The organism is Nocardia pneumoniae NBRC 100136, from assembly GCF_000308755.1.
Taxonomy (GTDB): domain Bacteria; phylum Actinomycetota; class Actinomycetes; order Mycobacteriales; family Mycobacteriaceae; genus Nocardia; species Nocardia pneumoniae.
In genome coordinates, this window is record NZ_BAGF01000054.1 from 41,025 (window position 1) to 56,304 (window position 15,280).

The 15,280-nt window shown below is 69.4% G+C and carries 20 protein-coding genes and 1 tRNA gene; 5 read left to right on the forward strand and 16 right to left on the reverse strand.

Annotation, left to right across the window (positions count from 1 at the left end; genetic code table 11):
- Nucleotides 1-57 precede the first annotated feature (57 nt).
- The 7 genes from ON34_RS17075 to ON34_RS17105 all read right to left on the reverse strand — a co-directional run bounded on the left by ON34_RS17075 (nucleotide 58) and on the right by ON34_RS17105 (nucleotide 5,550).
- Nucleotides 58-1,077, reverse strand: coding sequence for a DUF8320 family protein (locus tag ON34_RS17075; protein ID WP_040780520.1), 1,020 nt, complete (start codon nucleotides 1,075-1,077; stop codon nucleotides 58-60).
- Nucleotides 1,078-1,090: 13 nt separating this feature from the next.
- Complete coding sequence (locus ON34_RS17080) at nucleotides 1,091-2,416, reverse strand: ATP-binding protein (protein WP_245548072.1); 1,326 nt, start codon at nucleotides 2,414-2,416, stop codon at nucleotides 1,091-1,093.
- A complete protein-coding gene (locus ON34_RS17085; protein WP_040780472.1) occupies nucleotides 2,380-3,066 on the reverse strand; it encodes a response regulator transcription factor in 687 nt (228 codons plus the stop codon). Before ON34_RS17085 ends, ON34_RS17080 begins: the two co-directional genes overlap by 37 nt.
- Nucleotides 3,067-3,173: 107 nt before the next feature.
- Nucleotides 3,174-3,626, reverse strand: a complete 453-nt coding sequence (locus ON34_RS17090) for a flavodoxin family protein (protein WP_040780474.1) — start codon at nucleotides 3,624-3,626, stop codon at nucleotides 3,174-3,176.
- A gap of 28 nt (nucleotides 3,627-3,654) precedes the next feature.
- Complete coding sequence (locus ON34_RS17095) at nucleotides 3,655-4,155, reverse strand: hypothetical protein (protein ID WP_051022774.1); 501 nt, start codon at nucleotides 4,153-4,155, stop codon at nucleotides 3,655-3,657.
- A gap of 76 nt (nucleotides 4,156-4,231) precedes the next feature.
- On the reverse strand, nucleotides 4,232-4,978 hold the full coding sequence (gene dapB, locus ON34_RS17100) for a 4-hydroxy-tetrahydrodipicolinate reductase (RefSeq protein WP_040780476.1): 747 nt from the start codon (nucleotides 4,976-4,978) through the stop codon (nucleotides 4,232-4,234).
- Nucleotides 4,979-5,112: 134 nt separating this feature from the next.
- The gene (locus ON34_RS17105; protein ID WP_040780477.1) at nucleotides 5,113-5,550 is read right to left on the reverse strand and encodes a MarR family winged helix-turn-helix transcriptional regulator; all 438 of its coding nucleotides are present in this window, start codon (nucleotides 5,548-5,550) and stop codon (nucleotides 5,113-5,115) included.
- A gap of 75 nt (nucleotides 5,551-5,625) precedes the next feature.
- On the opposite strand from ON34_RS17105, the gene ON34_RS17110 reads away from it, so the two are divergent.
- Nucleotides 5,626-6,060, forward strand: coding sequence for a MarR family winged helix-turn-helix transcriptional regulator (locus ON34_RS17110; protein WP_040780478.1), 435 nt, complete (start codon nucleotides 5,626-5,628; stop codon nucleotides 6,058-6,060).
- 28 nt (nucleotides 6,061-6,088) lie between these two features.
- Here the strand turns inward: ON34_RS17110 and ON34_RS17115 are convergent, their stop codons facing one another.
- Nucleotides 6,089-7,201: an alcohol dehydrogenase catalytic domain-containing protein gene (locus ON34_RS17115; protein ID WP_040780479.1), complete on the reverse strand. Its 1,113-nt coding sequence runs from the start codon at nucleotides 7,199-7,201 to the stop codon at nucleotides 6,089-6,091.
- 146 nt (nucleotides 7,202-7,347) lie between these two features.
- Here ON34_RS17115 and ON34_RS17120 point away from each other — a divergent pair, with 146 nt between their 5' ends.
- The 3 genes from ON34_RS17120 to ON34_RS17130 all read left to right on the forward strand — a co-directional run bounded on the left by ON34_RS17120 (nucleotide 7,348) and on the right by ON34_RS17130 (nucleotide 8,727).
- Complete coding sequence (locus ON34_RS17120) at nucleotides 7,348-7,737, forward strand: VOC family protein (RefSeq protein WP_040780480.1); 390 nt, start codon at nucleotides 7,348-7,350, stop codon at nucleotides 7,735-7,737.
- A 23-nt stretch (nucleotides 7,738-7,760) separates the two neighbouring features.
- Nucleotides 7,761-8,153: a DUF4440 domain-containing protein gene (locus ON34_RS17125; protein ID WP_040780481.1), complete on the forward strand. Its 393-nt coding sequence runs from the start codon at nucleotides 7,761-7,763 to the stop codon at nucleotides 8,151-8,153.
- A 148-nt stretch (nucleotides 8,154-8,301) separates the two neighbouring features.
- Nucleotides 8,302-8,727, forward strand: a complete 426-nt coding sequence (locus ON34_RS17130; RefSeq protein WP_051022776.1) for a YbaB/EbfC family nucleoid-associated protein — start codon at nucleotides 8,302-8,304, stop codon at nucleotides 8,725-8,727.
- Between the two features lie 220 nt (nucleotides 8,728-8,947).
- Here ON34_RS17130 and ON34_RS17135 read toward each other — a convergent pair whose 3' ends face one another.
- The 6 genes from ON34_RS17135 to ON34_RS17160 form a co-directional block, all read right to left on the reverse strand.
- The gene (locus ON34_RS17135) at nucleotides 8,948-9,436 is read right to left on the reverse strand and encodes an FBP domain-containing protein (RefSeq protein WP_040780482.1); all 489 of its coding nucleotides are present in this window, start codon (nucleotides 9,434-9,436) and stop codon (nucleotides 8,948-8,950) included.
- Between the two features lie 149 nt (nucleotides 9,437-9,585).
- On the reverse strand, nucleotides 9,586-9,786 hold the full coding sequence (locus ON34_RS17140) for a DUF6186 family protein (protein ID WP_040780483.1): 201 nt from the start codon (nucleotides 9,784-9,786) through the stop codon (nucleotides 9,586-9,588).
- Entirely contained in the window at nucleotides 9,783-10,196 is a 414-nt protein-coding gene (locus ON34_RS33610; protein WP_157172320.1) for a hypothetical protein, read from the reverse strand. Before ON34_RS33610 ends, ON34_RS17140 begins: the two co-directional genes overlap by 4 nt.
- 257 nt (nucleotides 10,197-10,453) lie before the next feature.
- Nucleotides 10,454-11,344, reverse strand: a complete 891-nt coding sequence (locus ON34_RS17150; protein WP_040780484.1) for a manganese catalase family protein — start codon at nucleotides 11,342-11,344, stop codon at nucleotides 10,454-10,456.
- A 195-nt stretch (nucleotides 11,345-11,539) separates the two neighbouring features.
- Nucleotides 11,540-11,615 (reverse strand) — tRNA-Gly (locus tag ON34_RS17155).
- A 71-nt stretch (nucleotides 11,616-11,686) separates the two neighbouring features.
- On the reverse strand, nucleotides 11,687-12,904 hold the full coding sequence (locus ON34_RS17160; protein ID WP_051022787.1) for an MFS transporter: 1,218 nt from the start codon (nucleotides 12,902-12,904) through the stop codon (nucleotides 11,687-11,689).
- Nucleotides 12,905-12,997: 93 nt separating this feature from the next.
- Here ON34_RS17160 and ON34_RS17165 point away from each other — a divergent pair, with 93 nt between their 5' ends.
- Nucleotides 12,998-13,327: a helix-turn-helix domain-containing protein gene (locus ON34_RS17165; protein WP_051022788.1), complete on the forward strand. Its 330-nt coding sequence runs from the start codon at nucleotides 12,998-13,000 to the stop codon at nucleotides 13,325-13,327.
- Nucleotides 13,328-13,340: 13 nt separating this feature from the next.
- Here the strand turns inward: ON34_RS17165 and ON34_RS17170 are convergent, their stop codons facing one another.
- Both ON34_RS17170 and ON34_RS17175 read right to left on the reverse strand, forming a co-directional pair.
- Nucleotides 13,341-13,763, reverse strand: coding sequence for a hypothetical protein (locus ON34_RS17170; RefSeq protein WP_040780485.1), 423 nt, complete (start codon nucleotides 13,761-13,763; stop codon nucleotides 13,341-13,343).
- A 144-nt stretch (nucleotides 13,764-13,907) separates the two neighbouring features.
- Nucleotides 13,908-15,206, reverse strand: coding sequence for a M16 family metallopeptidase (locus tag ON34_RS17175; RefSeq protein ID WP_051022789.1), 1,299 nt, complete (start codon nucleotides 15,204-15,206; stop codon nucleotides 13,908-13,910).
- Nucleotides 15,207-15,280 lie beyond the last annotated feature (74 nt).

The following is a 15,280-nucleotide window of genomic DNA, read 5'->3' on the forward strand; positions in this document are numbered from 1 at the left end:
CAGTCGGACGCTGCCCGCACGGCATTCCGCTCCTCCCACGGGAGGCCGAGTACACCCTCAAGTCGACACGGTAACCGCGCCGGTCGCGTCGATCTCGGTGCGGCGGTCTCGGTCCGACGCGGTCGCCAGGACGGTCGCCAGAATGCGGCGGCCGGTCGGGAGGATGCGGACCGTCACCGAGCCCTCGTTCGCGGCGTCCAGCTCGCGGGTGGCCGCGTCGATCACCTGCTGGCGCACCGGGGCCGGGACGCCCGCGAAACCGCCGTCATCGAGCAGAACCACTTCGACGCCACGCGAGCGGGCTCCGCGGGCGGCGCTGCTGAGCTGGTCGGTGACCAGATGCGGGGCTCGAAGACCGTCGCGCAACTCGGCTTCCAGGAGGCGGCACTGTTCCCGCTCGGCGGCGGTGAGTTCGTCGCCGTCGGCGATGCGTTCCAGGATCGGACGCGCCACCGCGTCGAGACGGGCGATCTGCCGGTTGCGTTCCCCGTTCTCCGCGGCCATGGCGGCCTCGGCCGCGGCGCGCATGGTCGCCTCCTCCCGCAGCAGGCGCAGCGAGCGCTGTGTGGGGCGCATGATCGCCGCGAACAGCGACACTCCCGCGACCGTGGCGACCGGCACGATGGAACCGACGACCACGCCGACCCGCAGCCCGGCCACCACACCCACCACCGCGATCACCACGCCGATGCCGAGGACGCCGAGCCACGCCGCGGCCAGCCGTCCGCGCAGCACCAGCACGGCGAGCACGTACGACGCGGCGAACGCCGTCCACACCTGCTTCGACCAGCCGTGTTCGACGTCGAACGAGGTCAGGATCGTGGCCACCGGTCCGGCGGCGGCGACGAACACGGTCGCGGGCCACGGCAGCGGGTCGACCGGCGACGCCACGACCACCACACCGGCCAGCGCCAGCACGATCAGCGCGGCGACGGCGGCGGACAGCGGCGTTTCCGAGAAGTTCCGGACCATGTACAGCGCGATGGTCGCCTCGAGGATGACCAGGAACAGCCAAGCCGCCCGCTCGCGCAGGCCGAGCAGATCCCGCAGCCCGAATTCGGTGTCCTGCTCAGCCATTGCCGTGTCCTGCTCAACCATTGCCACCCCACACCAGCGTGACGGTCGTACCCTCGCCCGGCTGGGATTCCACGAACCCGGCGCCGCCCGCGAGCTGTCGCATGCGGCCCAGGATGCTCACCGAGATGCCGAGCCGATCGACGGGCACCTCGCTCAGATCGAATCCCGCACCGTCGTCGCGGAACACCACGCGGATACCGCCCGCGCTGATCGTCACGGTGACGGTCCGCACGACCTCGCGCCCCGCGACGGTGGCGTGGCGCAGACTGTTGCGCGCGGCCTCGGCGAGCGCGGCGGCGATCGTGCTGGCGGCTTCGACCGGCAGGTGCAGATCGTCGAATCCGGTCCAGCGCCGTGCCGTGAACCGGATGCCCGGGTTCACCTCGTGCACGGCCGAGCGCAGGAATCCGATCGCGGATTGCGCGTCCAGCCGATCGGGTTCGGTGTCTCCCACCCGGCATTCGTCGAGTTGTTCCAGGGTTCGCTCGGCCTGGCGGCGCAGCACCGGCGATTCGGTCCCGGCACGCGAGGCGTCCAGCAGGGTGGACAGCACCGCGTCGTGGATCAGCGCGGCGAATCGCGCGCGTTCCCGTTCCCTGGCCGCCGCCCCCGCGACCGCCGCCGCCCGGCTGCTCTCGATCGCCGACTCCCGATCCACCCGGTCGGCCGCGGCCCTGGCGTAGATCACACACCACAGGAACAACGCGCTGAGCCCTGCCGCCCTGGCGAAATCGCCGAGCAGCGCCAACGCGGTGGTCTCGTGCAGCACGGCCAGGTTCGCCAGCGCACTGAACGCGGCGCCGACCATCAGGTACGCCACGGCGAACGGCGGACGCCACGCGAGCACGGCCGCGAGGACGCCCAACGCCAGGACGCGGTACAGCCACACCGAGGCGGCCCCCTCGGCGGCCGGTTCGGCGTACGCGAACGGCACCACGGCCATGGCGGCGAGGAAACTCACCGCCGCCGCGCCGGCGACCAGCTGGATGACGCGCGGACCCAGGGCGATCGAGACGACCGCGAGCACCGGGAACCACCCGAAGGCCAGCACCACCTCGACGACCGTCCAGCCGACCGACACGAACCGGCTCTGGTCGGCGATCTCCGGTAGCTCGACCACCGCGGCGATCACCCCGGCGATGCCGATGGCAAGCCCCAGCCTGCGCAGGATGCGGTCGGCGGCGCCCTCGGAGGTCTTCTCGCCCGACAGCGCGACGACACCGCGGCGCCAACAGCTCGGGCGGAACCGGCCGAGCGCGAGAGAGCGGGAGTGCGACGGGGTGTCCAGCATGCTGGACGCGGTCATCCGCGCGGATGCCGCTCGGGAACCGGAAGCCATCCGTCCTCCACCGCCCGCTTGTACAGGTCGGTCTTGGTCGGCGCCGGACGACCGGCGTCGGCGTACTTCTGGCGGATCCGGCCGAGATAGTCGTTGACCGTCTGCTCGGACAGACCGGTCAATCGCGCGACCCGGGAGGCTTTCTCGCCGGACGCGTACAACGTGAGCACTTCCTCTTGCCGCGGGCTCAGACCCACGTCGGACAGTTGCGGGTCGCCGTCGATGGCGGCCGCCCAATCGGTGGTGACCACCTGTTCGCCGGACGCGGCCCGGCGCACCGCCGCGACGACGGTCGGCACGTCCTCGGATTTACGCACGACGCCGAGCACACCGGCACGCGCGGCCGAGCGCACCAGGAAGGCGTTGTCCGCCCCGGTGAAGACCAAGACCTCGATGCCGCGGGCCCGCAGGGCGCGCACGTTGTCCTCGGGCGAGGAGCCGTCGGCCAACCGCAGATCCAGCACCACCAGATCCAGTGGCGCCGCGCCGTCCGCGGCGGCGAGCAGTTCCGGCACGGTACCCGCGGTCAGGACCAGATCGAGGTCGGTTTCCGGCGCAAGCATCGCGGCGAGACCGATCGCGACCGATTCGTGGTCTTCCACCAATCCGATCCGGCGCGGCGCGTTCTCGCCCCCTTCGGCCCACGTCACCTGACTCTCCCATCCGAGCTCACTCACAACCCCACCGGAACAACAGCCAAGCCAGTATGCCGGTCCCTGGTGCGGAATGGTCAGACACCAGAAATCGGGGGACGCTGTCACTCCATGAGTCCAGCGGCCAGCGTCGCGCCGAGTTCCCAGCACCGCTGCAGGTCCTCCTTGGCGGGCGGACCGGACACCACCACGACGGGGGCTGCCTGCTCCCAGCCCAGTCCGGTGGTCACGCTGACCACGCCGCGCTCGGCGCCCTCGGTGCCTTCGTTCCCGTGCAGGTACAGCCCGTATGGGCGACCCCTGGTGGAATCGAGGCACGGATAGTAGAACGTGTCGAACGCGTGCTTGAGCGCACCGCTCATGTATCCGAGATTGGCGGGGCTGCCGAGCAGGTACCCGTCGGCGGCCAGCACGTCGGACGCGGTGACGGCCAGTGCGGCGCGGCGTACGACCTGCACGCCTTCGATCTCGGGGTCGGCGGCCCCGGAGACGACGGCCTCGAACATCGCCTGCATGTGCGGGGACGGCGTGTGATGGATGATCAGCAACCGGGCCACCCTGCGATCGTATCGGCCGCCGCGGTGCTCAGGTGTTGTCGCGCTCGTGCCGTTCCAGCGCGACCGCGCGGCGCATGGTCTCGCGGGCTCGGGTCCGGTCACCCGCGTAGTCGTAGGCCCGCGCCAGTCGGTAGGAGATCCGCCAGTTGTCCGGATCGGCTTCCCATTCGGCCTTGACCTTCGCGAACAGTTCGTCGGCGGCCGCACGCTCGATGCGGCCGGACGGAAGGCGCGGCAGCTGTTCGGTGTCCAGCTCGAGACCTTCGTCGTGGATACGCCGGGCCAGATGCTGATGCGCCAGCGCCGCGCGCACGGTGGCCGCGACGATCCAGACGCCGAGCAGCGGCAGGATCAGCACGCCGACACCGATGACGATCGCCGCCACGTCACCGGAACCGATCAGGCTGAACGCGATCCGGCCGAGCAGCAGGAAGTAAAACCCGAGCACCAGCACGAGCGCCGCGATCAACGCGACGACCTTGACGACCTCCGCGCCGCCCTTCGGCTCGACCGGTTCCGCGCTGCTCACGACCGCTCCCGGCCGGGTCTCGGTTCCGCCGCGCGCAACCGCGCCCGGTGTCCTCGGATCACTCGCCGACGCTCGTTCACAGGTCCAGGAACGGATCGAGCCCGACGGTCAGGCCGGGACGGTTCGCGATTTCCCGTACGCCGAGCAGCACACCGGGCGCGAAGGACGAGCGGTCGATCGAGTCGTGCCGGATGGTGAGGGTCTCGCCCTGGGTGCCGAACAGCACCTCCTGGTGGGCGACGAGCCCCGCCAGACGCACCGAGTGCACCCGCACCCCGTCCACGTCGGCGCCGCGCGCGCCCTCGAGCTCGGTGGTCGTCGCGTCGGGACTGCCGCCCCGACCCGCCTTGTCCCTGGCCGCGGCGATCAGTCCGGCGGTGCGGTAAGCGGTGCCGGAGGGCGCGTCCGCCTTGTTCGGGTGGTGCAGCTCGATGACTTCGACCGAGTCGAAGAACCGGGCGGCCTGCTCGGCGAAACGCATGGACAGCACCGCGCCGATGGCGAAGTTCGGTGCGATCAGCACGCCGACGTCCGGATGTCCGGCCAGCCAGCCGCGCACCTCGGCCAGGCGGGACTCGTCGAATCCCGTGGTGCCGACCACCGCGTGAATACCGTGCTCCACCAGGAACTTCAGGTTGCCCATCACGACGTCGGGATGAGTGAAGTCGACGACCACCTGCGTCCGGGCCGCGGTGAACAGGTCGAGCGAATCGCCCTTGTCGACTTCCGCGACCAATTCCAGGTCATCCGCCGCCGTCACCGCCGCGCAGATCGCCTGCCCGACTTTGCCACGCGCCCCGAGCACTCCGACCCGAATGGTCACCGCACCTCCTCGTTCCGCTTCGGTCGGTGTCAGCCTAGTGTGCGCCGCCGAACGAGATCCGCCCGCAGCCCCCGCACCGCGCCGAACGAACCCGAGACAGCCGCCGCGGCGAGGCAGCCGCGGATCGAGCGCGCCTACGCCCGGCCGCCGATCTCCGCAGTCGGCGCGCCAGCCAGGTTCGCCGCCATTCGTCGCAGCATCCGCATGGTTTCGGCGAACTGCTCGTCGGTGATCCCGTCGGCCATCTGCCGCCTGCGCTCGCTGATCCGGACCCAGGCCTGGTCGTGTGTCGCTCGTCCCGCCTCGGTCAGCGAGAGCACGCCCGCGTCCTCGGAGACCAGCCGGTTGTCGAGGAGGTCGGCCAGTTCGGTGGGCCATTCGGCGTCGTCGGTCCAGAAGGTGTCGAGCGCGTCGCGGATGTCGTCGGCGCGCTGTGGCCCGTCGGCGAGTGAGTGCAGTACCTGCCAGCGTCTGCGGCTGAGTTCGCCCGCGGCGAGATCCTCGTCGAAACGCTGGTTGATCAACCGGTCGAGTTCCACGAGCCAGTACCCGATTCCACGCTGGATAGCCATCACAGCTCCTTTGTATATAAATGTACAACTGCATGTATTATTACATGTATTGATCGGGCATGGCAGGCTGAGTGCATGGACGAGCACGACGCGACCACCATCGCCGTGGAGGCGGCCATGGTCCGGATCCGGCGCAGGCAGACGCGCGGAGCGCTCAGCGACGGCGCGATTCCGGTCGCCGTGTCCCGCGTGCTCGATGCCGTTGCCGATGGCGCCGCCGACACGGTCGGCGCGCTCGCTCCGGCTCTCGGTGTCGATCAACCCCGCGCGAGTCGCCTGGTCGCCCAGGCGGTCTCGTCCGGGCTGCTGGAACGGGTCGCCGATCAGCGCGACGGACGGCGCGCGGTCCTGCGCCTGACCCCCGCCGGACGCGACGCCGTCGCCACCGCCAAGGCGGGGCGTCGTGCGGCCATGGCCGCCGCCATGGCGGACTGGACCCCCACCGAGCGCGCCGACTTCGCCCGGCTGCTCGAACGATTCGTCGACGCGATGGACCGATCCGCCGAGTGAACGGAGACACCGGGCCGGACGCGTCGCCTCAGTCGAAGACGATCACCTGACGCAGGGCGTGGCCAGCGGCGAGTTCGTCCATGGCGCGGTTGATGTCGTCGAGACCCACCCGCGCGGAGACCAGCCGCTCCACCGGCAGACGTCCCGACCGCCACATGCGGACATATTCGGGAATGTCGCGGGAAGGCACGGCGGAACCGAGGTAACTGCCGACGATCGAACGCCCCTGCGCGACCAGCGCCAGCGGCGAAATGCTCGCACGGGCATCGGGAGCCGGGAGTCCGACGGTGACCGTGGTGCCGCCGGGCGCGGTCGCGGCGACCGCGGTCTCGAAGGCGCGAATATTGCCCGCGGCTTCGACCACCACTTCGGCCTGCACGCCGAGCTCGGCGACCTCGGCCGGGGTGTACACCGCGTGCGCTCCCAATTCCCGTGCGAGAGCGAGCTTGGCGGGCACGGTGTCCACCGCGATGACTTCGTGGCCCTCCGCGGCCAGCGACACCGCGACCAGGACCGCCGCCATGCCGACACCGCCGAGACCGACGACCATGATCCGGTCGCCGATGCCCGGCTTCGCCGAATTCAGCAGGGCGCCACCACCGGTCAGCACCGCGCAGCCCAGCACGGCCGCGACTTCGGGGGGCACGTCGTCGTCGACCGGGACCACCGACCTGCGATCCACCACCGCGTGCGTGGCGAAGGCGGACACGCCCAGATGGTGGTGCACTTCGGCGCCGTCGCGGAGCAACCGCCTTCCCCCGCCGAGCAGTTCACCCGCGTTGTTGGCGATGCTGCCCGGCACGCAAGGGGTGCGTCCCTCGGTCGCGCAGCCCGCGCATTCGCCGCAGCGGGGCAAGAACGTCATCACGACACGCTGCCCGGCCGCGATATCACTGTCGCCGGGGCCGACCGACTCGACCCGTCCCGCGGCCTCGTGTCCGAGCAGCATCGGTACCGGCCGCACGCGGTTGCCGTCCACCACAGACAGGTCGGAATGGCACAGCCCCGCGGCCTCGATCCGGACCAGCAGCTCCCCTGGGCCCGGTTCGCGCAGGTCCAGATCGCACACCGTGATCGGTGTCGATTCGGCGAACGGCGCAGGCGCCGCGATCCGCTCCAGTACCGCGCCACGAATCCTCATTCGGCCGAGTCTAGTTCGCAGCGCTGTGCCGACACTGGCGGCTTCCACGAGTCGGTGCTATCTTCGCCGATCGTGACGGTGCTCCCGTTGGCCGCCTTGTACCGAGCCCGGGGTCGGGATCGTCACGACTCAGAGGAGCAATTCCACTGTCCGTACAGTTCAACCACACCATTGTCGGTTGCCACGACAACCGCGAGTCCGCCGAATTCTGGGCCGACATCCTGGGCCTGGAAGTAGGAACACCGTGGGGGCCGTTCATTCCGGTCTCTGTCGCCAACGGCGTCACCTTCGATTTCGCGAACGTGCCGCCCGGTATCGGCGAAATTCAGCCCCAGCATTACGCGTTCCTGATCTCCGAGGCCGAGTTCGACGCGGCCTACGCCAAGATCCAGCGCTATCGGCTGGATCATTGGGCCGATCCACGCCAGCAGCGTCCCGGCGAGATCAATCACAACGACGGCGGGCGCGGCGTGTACTTCCTCGACCCCAGTGGTCATTACCTGGAGTTGATCACCGTCCCGTACGGCGGTTTTTGATTCCGCTGGATACGATGCCGCGCATGGGTGTCGATCTGGTCGGGGTGGTCGAGCGGTTGCATGCCGACCTCGCGACGTGGCTGGGGTCGCAGGCGCCGGTCGAGGTGTTCGAGCGGTTCGCGGCGGCGCAGCACGAGCGGTTCTCCATGGTGACGACCGGCGGTGAAGTGCTGGGCCGGAGCGAGCTGATCGCCGGATTACGCGCGGCCGGAAACGGGGTGCCGGGGCTGCGGATCGAGGTATCCGACGTCGAGGAACTCCTGCGGTCGGAGAGCGTGGCGGTGGTTCGTTTCCTGGAGACGCACCGGGCGGCCGAAGGCGTGACGCGGCGCTGGGTTACCGCGGTGCTGGTCATCGATGACCCGGACGGCGTGCGCTGGCTGACCGTGCAGGAAACCGAAGCGCCGGTCGGCTGACCGCGCGCGTCACCCCACCATCCCCGAGCACTGGGAATACTGTGCCGCGGCAGCCACACCGGTGCCGACACAATGAGGGCTTTCGGTCTCGGAATTTCCTCCCGTCGAGGACGGTCCGAGAGCATGGGAGTCGAGGAGGTACGTTCCGGTGGATCGGCGGGAACGCGACGGGCTACGCTCCGCCAACAGCGGAATCCGCAACCAGGTCGACCACATTCTGGACGCGCTCGTCGAGCAGCGCACCCACCTGACGGACCTCCACGAGAAGCTGTCGGCGGTGCGATGCACGGCTGCCTCCGCCGATGGCCTGGTGGAAGTGACCGTGGACGCCGGTGGCGTTCTCACCGATGTCCGGTTCACTCCGGCCGCCTTGCGCGGCACACCCGAACAACTGGGCCGCTCGGTCACCGAGGCGGGGCGGGAGGCGGCGCGCCTGGCCCGCGAACAGCACGCGCGGATCATCGTTCCGATCGCCGCCGAAGCCGGGTCCGTTCCCGACCTGCCCGATCTGGTTCCCGGTGCACCGAGCTTGCGCGAGATCTGGGAACCCGCGCGTCAGGATCCGGCGCAATGAACTGGACACGACGTCTCTGACAGTGCGGATTCCTCGCCGGATGGGACGGTCCGGGCGATCCGGGCCGACTCGACCGGCGAGGAATCCGGCACCGCACCGAGTCGCGGCGTCGCTGCACCGGGGGCGGCGCGACCGGTGGTCCTCGAGTGTCGGCACATGGCATCTACCTCCGTTCGGCGGGCAGCTCGTCGGCTGCGGGTGGTCAGGTGTCGGAAAACGATCAGGCGTAGAGCTTGGCGAGGAACGCGGTCATGTTGTCGCGCACCCGCTCGACCTTCTGCTCCAGCGTGAGATCTTCTCGATAGCGGCTCCCGAGCGCGGGCCGCTTCTTGTTGCGCGCGTACAGCGAGCAGGCGAGGTCGGTGCACATGTAGGTGCCCACCGAGTTACCCCGGCGCCCGGATTCGCCCGCCTTGTGCGCGGTCATCAGGGAGACGCCGCCGCCGATGTGGCCGGTCAGGCAGATCGTGCACATCTGCGCCCGGCCGTTGCCGCCGGTGGCATAGCGCAGTGCGACCCCGACCAGGCGGTCGTCCTGCGGGACGACCAGATAGCCCCGACCGGGTAGGGAGGGGTCGCTCCAGCCGAGAAAATCCAGATCGTCCCACGGCCGCTCGTCCAGGTCCCTGGGCACGGGCAGTCGCTTGGCATCCCCTTTCGAACAGTTGACGAACGACGACCGGATGTCGCGTTCGGTAACGGGTTCCATGACGGCTCTCCTTCGGTTGATCGGTGGACAAACCGAAGGGACGTTACGGTCCGAGCGAGGCTCGAACAACGGATTTTCCTGACCGATCACGCTGAAAACAGTGCGCGGCGGCCTCCGGTTCCGTCGCCTTGGCGCCGCGCCCTGAACCCCTAGCGCGCCAGAAAATGCCAGCCGAGCCAGGCCCACACGAGAACGGCGGCGATCCGCGCCACCCGAGTGCGGCTGAGGTACGCGATGGTTTCACCGACGGGCGCGATCAGATCCCGGCGAACATGCGTCAGGACGACCGCGCCCAGCGTGGCCGCCAGCAGCAGCACGAACCCGACGACGACGATCGCCCGATCACTCATCGCGACACCAGCCACCAGCCGACACCCAGCCACACCACCCATCCGGCGAACCGCAGCGGCAACTGCTCGAGTGCCGGATCCAGCAGCGTCGACAAGGTCGGATGTTCTTCACTCGGCCGCATCAGATCCGGTTGCCGCGCAAAGGCGTAACCCTCCCAGAGCACCGCGGCGACCAGCAGCGCCGACCACAGGGCCGCACCGCGCCGCAGCCGGGCGGTCGGTGGAGTCCGCACGGGCCGCGCCCGCCAGGCCAATGCCGAAGCCACGACCAGCAGCACAACCAGCAATGCGGTGGCCGACCAGCTGAACGGCCGGGTGGCGGCACCCCCCGCCGCCAGCACCGCACCAGCGGCCAACAGCACCACGCGTCGCCGCAATGCTCGCGGCGGGGATGCCGGTTCGGGGGTCACATTGGCAGAATATGGCTCGCACGCGGCCGTCCCCGGGACATTCGCACTTGCGATTTGTCGAGGCCGCACGGCGTGTTCGGTGACGACCGGCAAACTGCGGGCCACGACCCGCAGCCGCCTGACTCCCGGATGCTTCGCCGCAGCACCACGGGCAATAACGGTTTCCGCCGTCCGAGCGCGCCGGTCCCGCTACACAACCCCGACGACGGCGCGACCGTGGGCCGCGCCGTCGCCTGGGGTCGACGTCGGAGACCGTCTCAGTCGGGTACGTGCGATTCGTGGGTGAACGGCTTGGTGCCGCGCACCGCGGGTTCGCCCTGCGGGTTGGTTTCGGCGCCATGGTTGACGTGCGCATCGGAGGGGAGCCATTCGGCGACGGGGTTGTCGATGTAGCGCCATTCCGTGCCCGCGGGCCAGGGGCCTTGCCCTTCGTTCCAGGGCCCCCGGGCGCTCGCGGCGCCGTTGGACATGTTGAACGCGACGTTCTGGAACCGGTCGTCGCCGGGCAGCACACCAGGGGGGAAGTTGACCGGCAGTTCGTTGAGGGCGGCCGTGAACTGCTGGAAGTGCGCCACTTCCCGGGTCATCAAGAACGACAGCGTGTCTTGCACACCCGGGTCGTCGGTGAACTGCTTGAGGTACTCGTAGACGATCTTGGCGCGCGATTCCGCGGCGAGGTTGCTGCGCAGATCCACCGAGGGCTCACCGTTGGCGTTGACGTAGGCGCCCGACCACGGCACACCCGCGGAATTGCTCACGTCGGGGCCGCCGCCGGTCAGCGCGAAGTACACCGGGTTCACCGCGACCTGGTGGATGGCCTGTTCGCGTCCGCCGGAGCTCGCCACGACCGGCATCCAGTCGCACCGCTCGTTGGCCTGCTTCAGATCCTCGTTGAGCCCGTCGAGCAGCATGGTGATCATGGAGCCGACGATCTCCAGGTGACTGAATTCCTCGGTCGCGATGTCCATGAACAGGTCGTAGATCTTGGGATGCGCGCGGCGCAGCAGAAACGCCTGACTGAAGTACTGCATCGCGGCTTTCAGTTCACCGTTGGCGCCGCCGAACTGTTCTTGCAGCAATGTGGCGAACCGCGGATCGGGCCGGTCCACGCGTACCTCGAACTGGAGCTCTTTGTTATGGGTGAACATCGCTCTCCTTACCAGTGTGGTGGCTGTTCGACGATCCACTCGTGGTCTGGGCCGCTTACGCTCCGCCTCCAGCGCGGCTTTCAGTGCCGTACCAGACCGGGGACGAGCAAGAGCATTTCTCGTAAGGGCGACGATACGGGGCGGGGTTGCCACTTGTTCGCAGCGACACGAACGGGCGATATGCGCGTCTTTTCGTGGAGCGGATGACGGGATTCGAACCCGCGACCCTCACCTTGGCAAGGTGATGCGCTACCAGCTGCGCTACATCCGCACTCGCATCACGTTGTCCGCGATGCGACACAGAACATTAGCCGACACTCGGCCGCGAAAGCCAATCGCCGCTCATGCCTGCTGCTCGGCCGCCGCCCGATCGCGGCGCAGGCCCAGCCCGGCCGCGATCAGGCAAGCCACCGCGACCACACCGACGAACCACGGGAACACGGTGCTCAGGCCCCATGTGGTGGCAGCCCAGCCGGCCAGGATGGTGGGCATGGCCATGGCCGAGTAGGCCAGCAGGTAGTACGCCGACATGGTCTCGCCCCGCTTGTGTTGCGGCACAACGTCCGACAGATGACGCAGCGAACCGCCGAAGCCGAGTCCGAAGGTCGCTCCGAGCGCGACGCCCGCGACCAGGACCGCGACCCAGCTGTGCGTGGCCAGCGCGGGCACGGTCGACAGCAGCGACAGCGCCATGCCGGTGTCGCCGAGGATCGCGGCCCACCGAGCCGGTATACCGGTCGCGAACAGCTGCGCGGTCGCACCGGAGAGCGCGGTCGAAGCGACCACCGTGCCACCGAAGACGAGATTGTGGATGCCGGTCTGCTGCGCGGCCAGCGACGGGTACAGCGACAGCAGCACGCCGAGCACCGACCAGGCCGCCATCACGCCGATCGCGGAAAACCAGAAGTCGGCGCGGATCTCCTGCGGAACAGCGGGTTTCGCGATCCGGATGCGTCCGGCCACCCGCGCGGAATGCGGTTCCCGCAGTGCGAGCACCCCGGCGCCGATGGCCAGGCAGACGACGGTGATCACGACGTAGGGCGTGCGCAGCGGGTGCGGGGCGTACTGCGCCAGCAAGGCCGAGCCCAGGATCGCCACCGCCATCCCGACATTGAACGCGACGCCGCTGAGCTGCCCGGACCGCGCTCCCCGGTGTGGACGCAGATCCAGCAGGGCGGCAGCACCCGCCACCACGGTCGATCCGACCGCGATCCCGTGCAGCGCCCGCGCCAGTAGCAGCATGGGCACGCTGTCGGCGAGCACGAACACCATCAGTCCGACGACCATCGTGCCGAAGGCGCCGAGCAGCACCGGTTTCCGGCCGACCACGTCGGAGATGCGGCCGGACACCAGCACCGCCGCCAGCGCGGCTACGGCGTAGACGGCGAACACGATGGTGGTGGTGAGCGGCGAGAGGTGCCACTGGCTTTCGTAGATGCCGTAGAGCGGTGCGGGCACGCCGGACACCCCGAGTGCGACGCCACTGGCCGCGAGAATCAAGGCGTAGGCCCAGCGTTGTGCGGTCCGCTCGTCGGCGGCCACCGCTATCGTCGCTGCCATCAGATCTCCGATCAGGTAAGTTTGATAGTGATCGAACCGCAGTCGACGATACATCCGGTACGACAATCATCAAACCTGAGAGTGAGCCAGATCATGGCCGACGCCAAGGACGGGGCGCCGGAGCTGCCTCCGGTGGCCGGGCTGTCCACCGTGCTCGGCGCGCTGCAGGATCCGGTGCGCCTGGAGATGGTGCGCCGGCTCAGCAACGCGGGTACGGCGGTCCGCTGCGGCGCGCTCTATGAAGCGATCAACAAGTCCACCGCCACCCATCACTTCAAGATCCTGCGCGAAGCGGGCGTCACCGAGCGCCTGATCGTGGACGGCCATACCTGCCAGCGCCTCCGCGTCGACGACCTGGAATCCGCACTGCCGGGCGTGATCCCGGCGATCGTCGACGCCGCCAATCGCTCCCACACCGAGTGACCGCCGGACGCGTTCAGCAGTTGTCGAAGCGCCACTGCCCGTCGATGAAGGTCCAGGTGTTCGGCTTCGCGTCGTCCTCGCCCGCGCGAGCGTCGAAGTTCTTCACCGTGACCGATCCCGTCGCTCCCGACGTGGTGACGCTGACCTCGGACGGCTTGGATTTCAGGTCCCTGCCGTCGTAGCGCTGCGCCATGGACGCCACGTAGTCGTCCTGGTTCAGCGTGAGCTTGCAGCGGGCGGAACGGAATTGGTAAGCGGCCGCGTAGTCGTGACTTGCCAGCGCGGCGTTCATCTCGGTGGCCTTCTCGCGCAACGCGGCCGCGGTGGGCTCGCCGGACTTGCCCGCGTCCGCGTCCTTCCCACCGCACCCGGTCAGCACGAGGATCGGCAGCGAGATCGCGCCCAGCACGCGAAGGGCACGATACGTTCGGTTCATCTCGGCTCCTTGCCAGAAATCGCCGGATTCGACACCCGGGCAATCGAGTTCAGCGCCTCCCCGACGCGAACGACGGCGGGCGGCCGACACAGTATCGCGCCAGAGGATTGTGCCGAGCCGCGGGTTTCCCGGCCCGCGGCCGGATCAGTCCGGGACCAGGCGCCGGACCGCCGCGGGCAGCTCACGGGTGCGCTTGTACGGCCCGGCCACCGACGCCGCGAACGGCCGCGCCAGCAGGGTCCGCGCGACGGCGGACACCTGGTCGGTGGTGACGGCGTCGATGCGGGCCAGGGTCTCGGACACGCTGCGGTGGTTGCCGTAGCTGAGTTCGCTGCGCCCGAGCCGGTTCATGCGCGAGGCGGAGTCCTCCAGGCCGAGCACCAGACCGCCGCGCAGCGAGCCCTTCGCGCGGGCGCACTCGGCGTCGGTGATGCCGTCCGCCGCCACCTCTTCCAGCACGCCGCGCGCCAATGCCGCCACGTTGCCGAGGTTCTCCGGCTGGCAGCCGATGTACACCGAGAACGCACCGGTGTCGGCGAAGGTGTCGACGCTGGAGTACACCGAGTAGGCCAGCCCACGTTCTTCCCGAATGCGTTGGAACAGCCGCGAACTCAGCCCGCCGCCGACCACCGTGTTGAGCACCGACAGCGGCCAGCGCCGCTCCCCTTCGTGCCGCCCGAAGGCACGCACGCCGAAGGCCAGGTGCGCCTGTTCGCTGTCTCGCCGACTCCAGTGCAGCTGCGGAGCGCCCTGCGGGCGGAACCGCCCCTCCCGCCGCGGCGCGGGCGTCGCCGCGGGATCGAGCCGGTTCTCGAAGGCGCGATGCACCAGTTCCACCGTGTGGTCGTGCTCCACATTGCCCGCGACCGCGACCACCATCCGGTCGGGACGGTAGCGGCGCACATGGAACGACCGCAGCTGGGCCGCCCGCATGCCCTCGATGGATTCGACCGAGCCGATCACCGGACGCCCGATCGGATGGTCGCCGAACAGCGCGGTCAGGAACGAGTCGCCGACCAGGTCCTCGGGGTCGTCGTCGCGCATGGCGATCTCCTCAAGCACGACCTGACGCTCCACGTCCACGTCCACCGACCGGCACAGACCATTGAGCACCACGTCGGAGACCATGTCGACGGCCAGCGGCAGGTCCTCGTCGAGGACATGCGCGTAGTAGCAGGTCTGCTCCTTGGCGGTGAACGCGTTGAGCTCGCCGCCGACCGCGTCCATCGCCTCGGCGATGTCGAGCGCCGACCGCGTCGGAGTCGCCTTGAACAGCAGGTGCTCCAGGAAATGCGCGGCGCCGGCGACGGTCGGGCCCTCGTCGCGCGACCCGACGCCCACCCAGACGCCGATGGACGCCGAGCGCACCCCGGGCAGGTGCTCGGTCACCACGCGCAATCCACCGGGCAGCACGGTGCGCTGCACTCCGCTGGCCGTGTCCATCCGCAGCTCGAGTGACGAACCCCCCTGCCCGGTGCTGAGCAGAGGGGTTGTCGTCTTCTTCTTCGTCACAGAGA

Bases quoted from the DNA above. Each gene is read 5' to 3' on its own strand.
- ON34_RS17135 (WP_040780482.1), bottom strand. From the start codon at position 9,436: ATGGAACCCGTTACCGAACGCGACATCCGGTCGTCGTTCGTCAACTGT.
- ON34_RS17105 (WP_040780477.1), bottom strand. From the start codon at position 5,550: ATGGCTATCCAGCGTGGAATCGGGTACTGGCTCGTGGAACTCGACCGG.
- ON34_RS17150 (WP_040780484.1), bottom strand. From the start codon at position 11,344: ATGTTCACCCATAACAAAGAGCTCCAGTTCGAGGTACGCGTGGACCGG.
- ON34_RS17175 (WP_051022789.1), bottom strand. From the start codon at position 15,206: ATGGACACGGCCAGCGGAGTGCAGCGCACCGTGCTGCCCGGTGGATTG.
- ON34_RS17170 (WP_040780485.1), bottom strand. From the start codon at position 13,763: ATGAACCGAACGTATCGTGCCCTTCGCGTGCTGGGCGCGATCTCGCTG.
- ON34_RS17115 (WP_040780479.1), bottom strand. From the start codon at position 7,201: ATGAGGATTCGTGGCGCGGTACTGGAGCGGATCGCGGCGCCTGCGCCG.
- ON34_RS17165 (WP_051022788.1), top strand. From the start codon at position 12,998: ATGGCCGACGCCAAGGACGGGGCGCCGGAGCTGCCTCCGGTGGCCGGG.
- ON34_RS17125 (WP_040780481.1), top strand. From the start codon at position 7,761: ATGGGTGTCGATCTGGTCGGGGTGGTCGAGCGGTTGCATGCCGACCTC.
- ON34_RS17080 (WP_245548072.1), bottom strand. From the start codon at position 2,416: ATGGCTTCCGGTTCCCGAGCGGCATCCGCGCGGATGACCGCGTCCAGC.
- ON34_RS17140 (WP_040780483.1), bottom strand. From the start codon at position 9,786: ATGAGTGATCGGGCGATCGTCGTCGTCGGGTTCGTGCTGCTGCTGGCG.
- ON34_RS17075 (WP_040780520.1), bottom strand. From the start codon at position 1,077: ATGGCTGAGCAGGACACCGAATTCGGGCTGCGGGATCTGCTCGGCCTG.
- ON34_RS17110 (WP_040780478.1), top strand. From the start codon at position 5,626: ATGGACGAGCACGACGCGACCACCATCGCCGTGGAGGCGGCCATGGTC.
- ON34_RS17160 (WP_051022787.1), bottom strand. From the start codon at position 12,904: ATGGCAGCGACGATAGCGGTGGCCGCCGACGAGCGGACCGCACAACGC.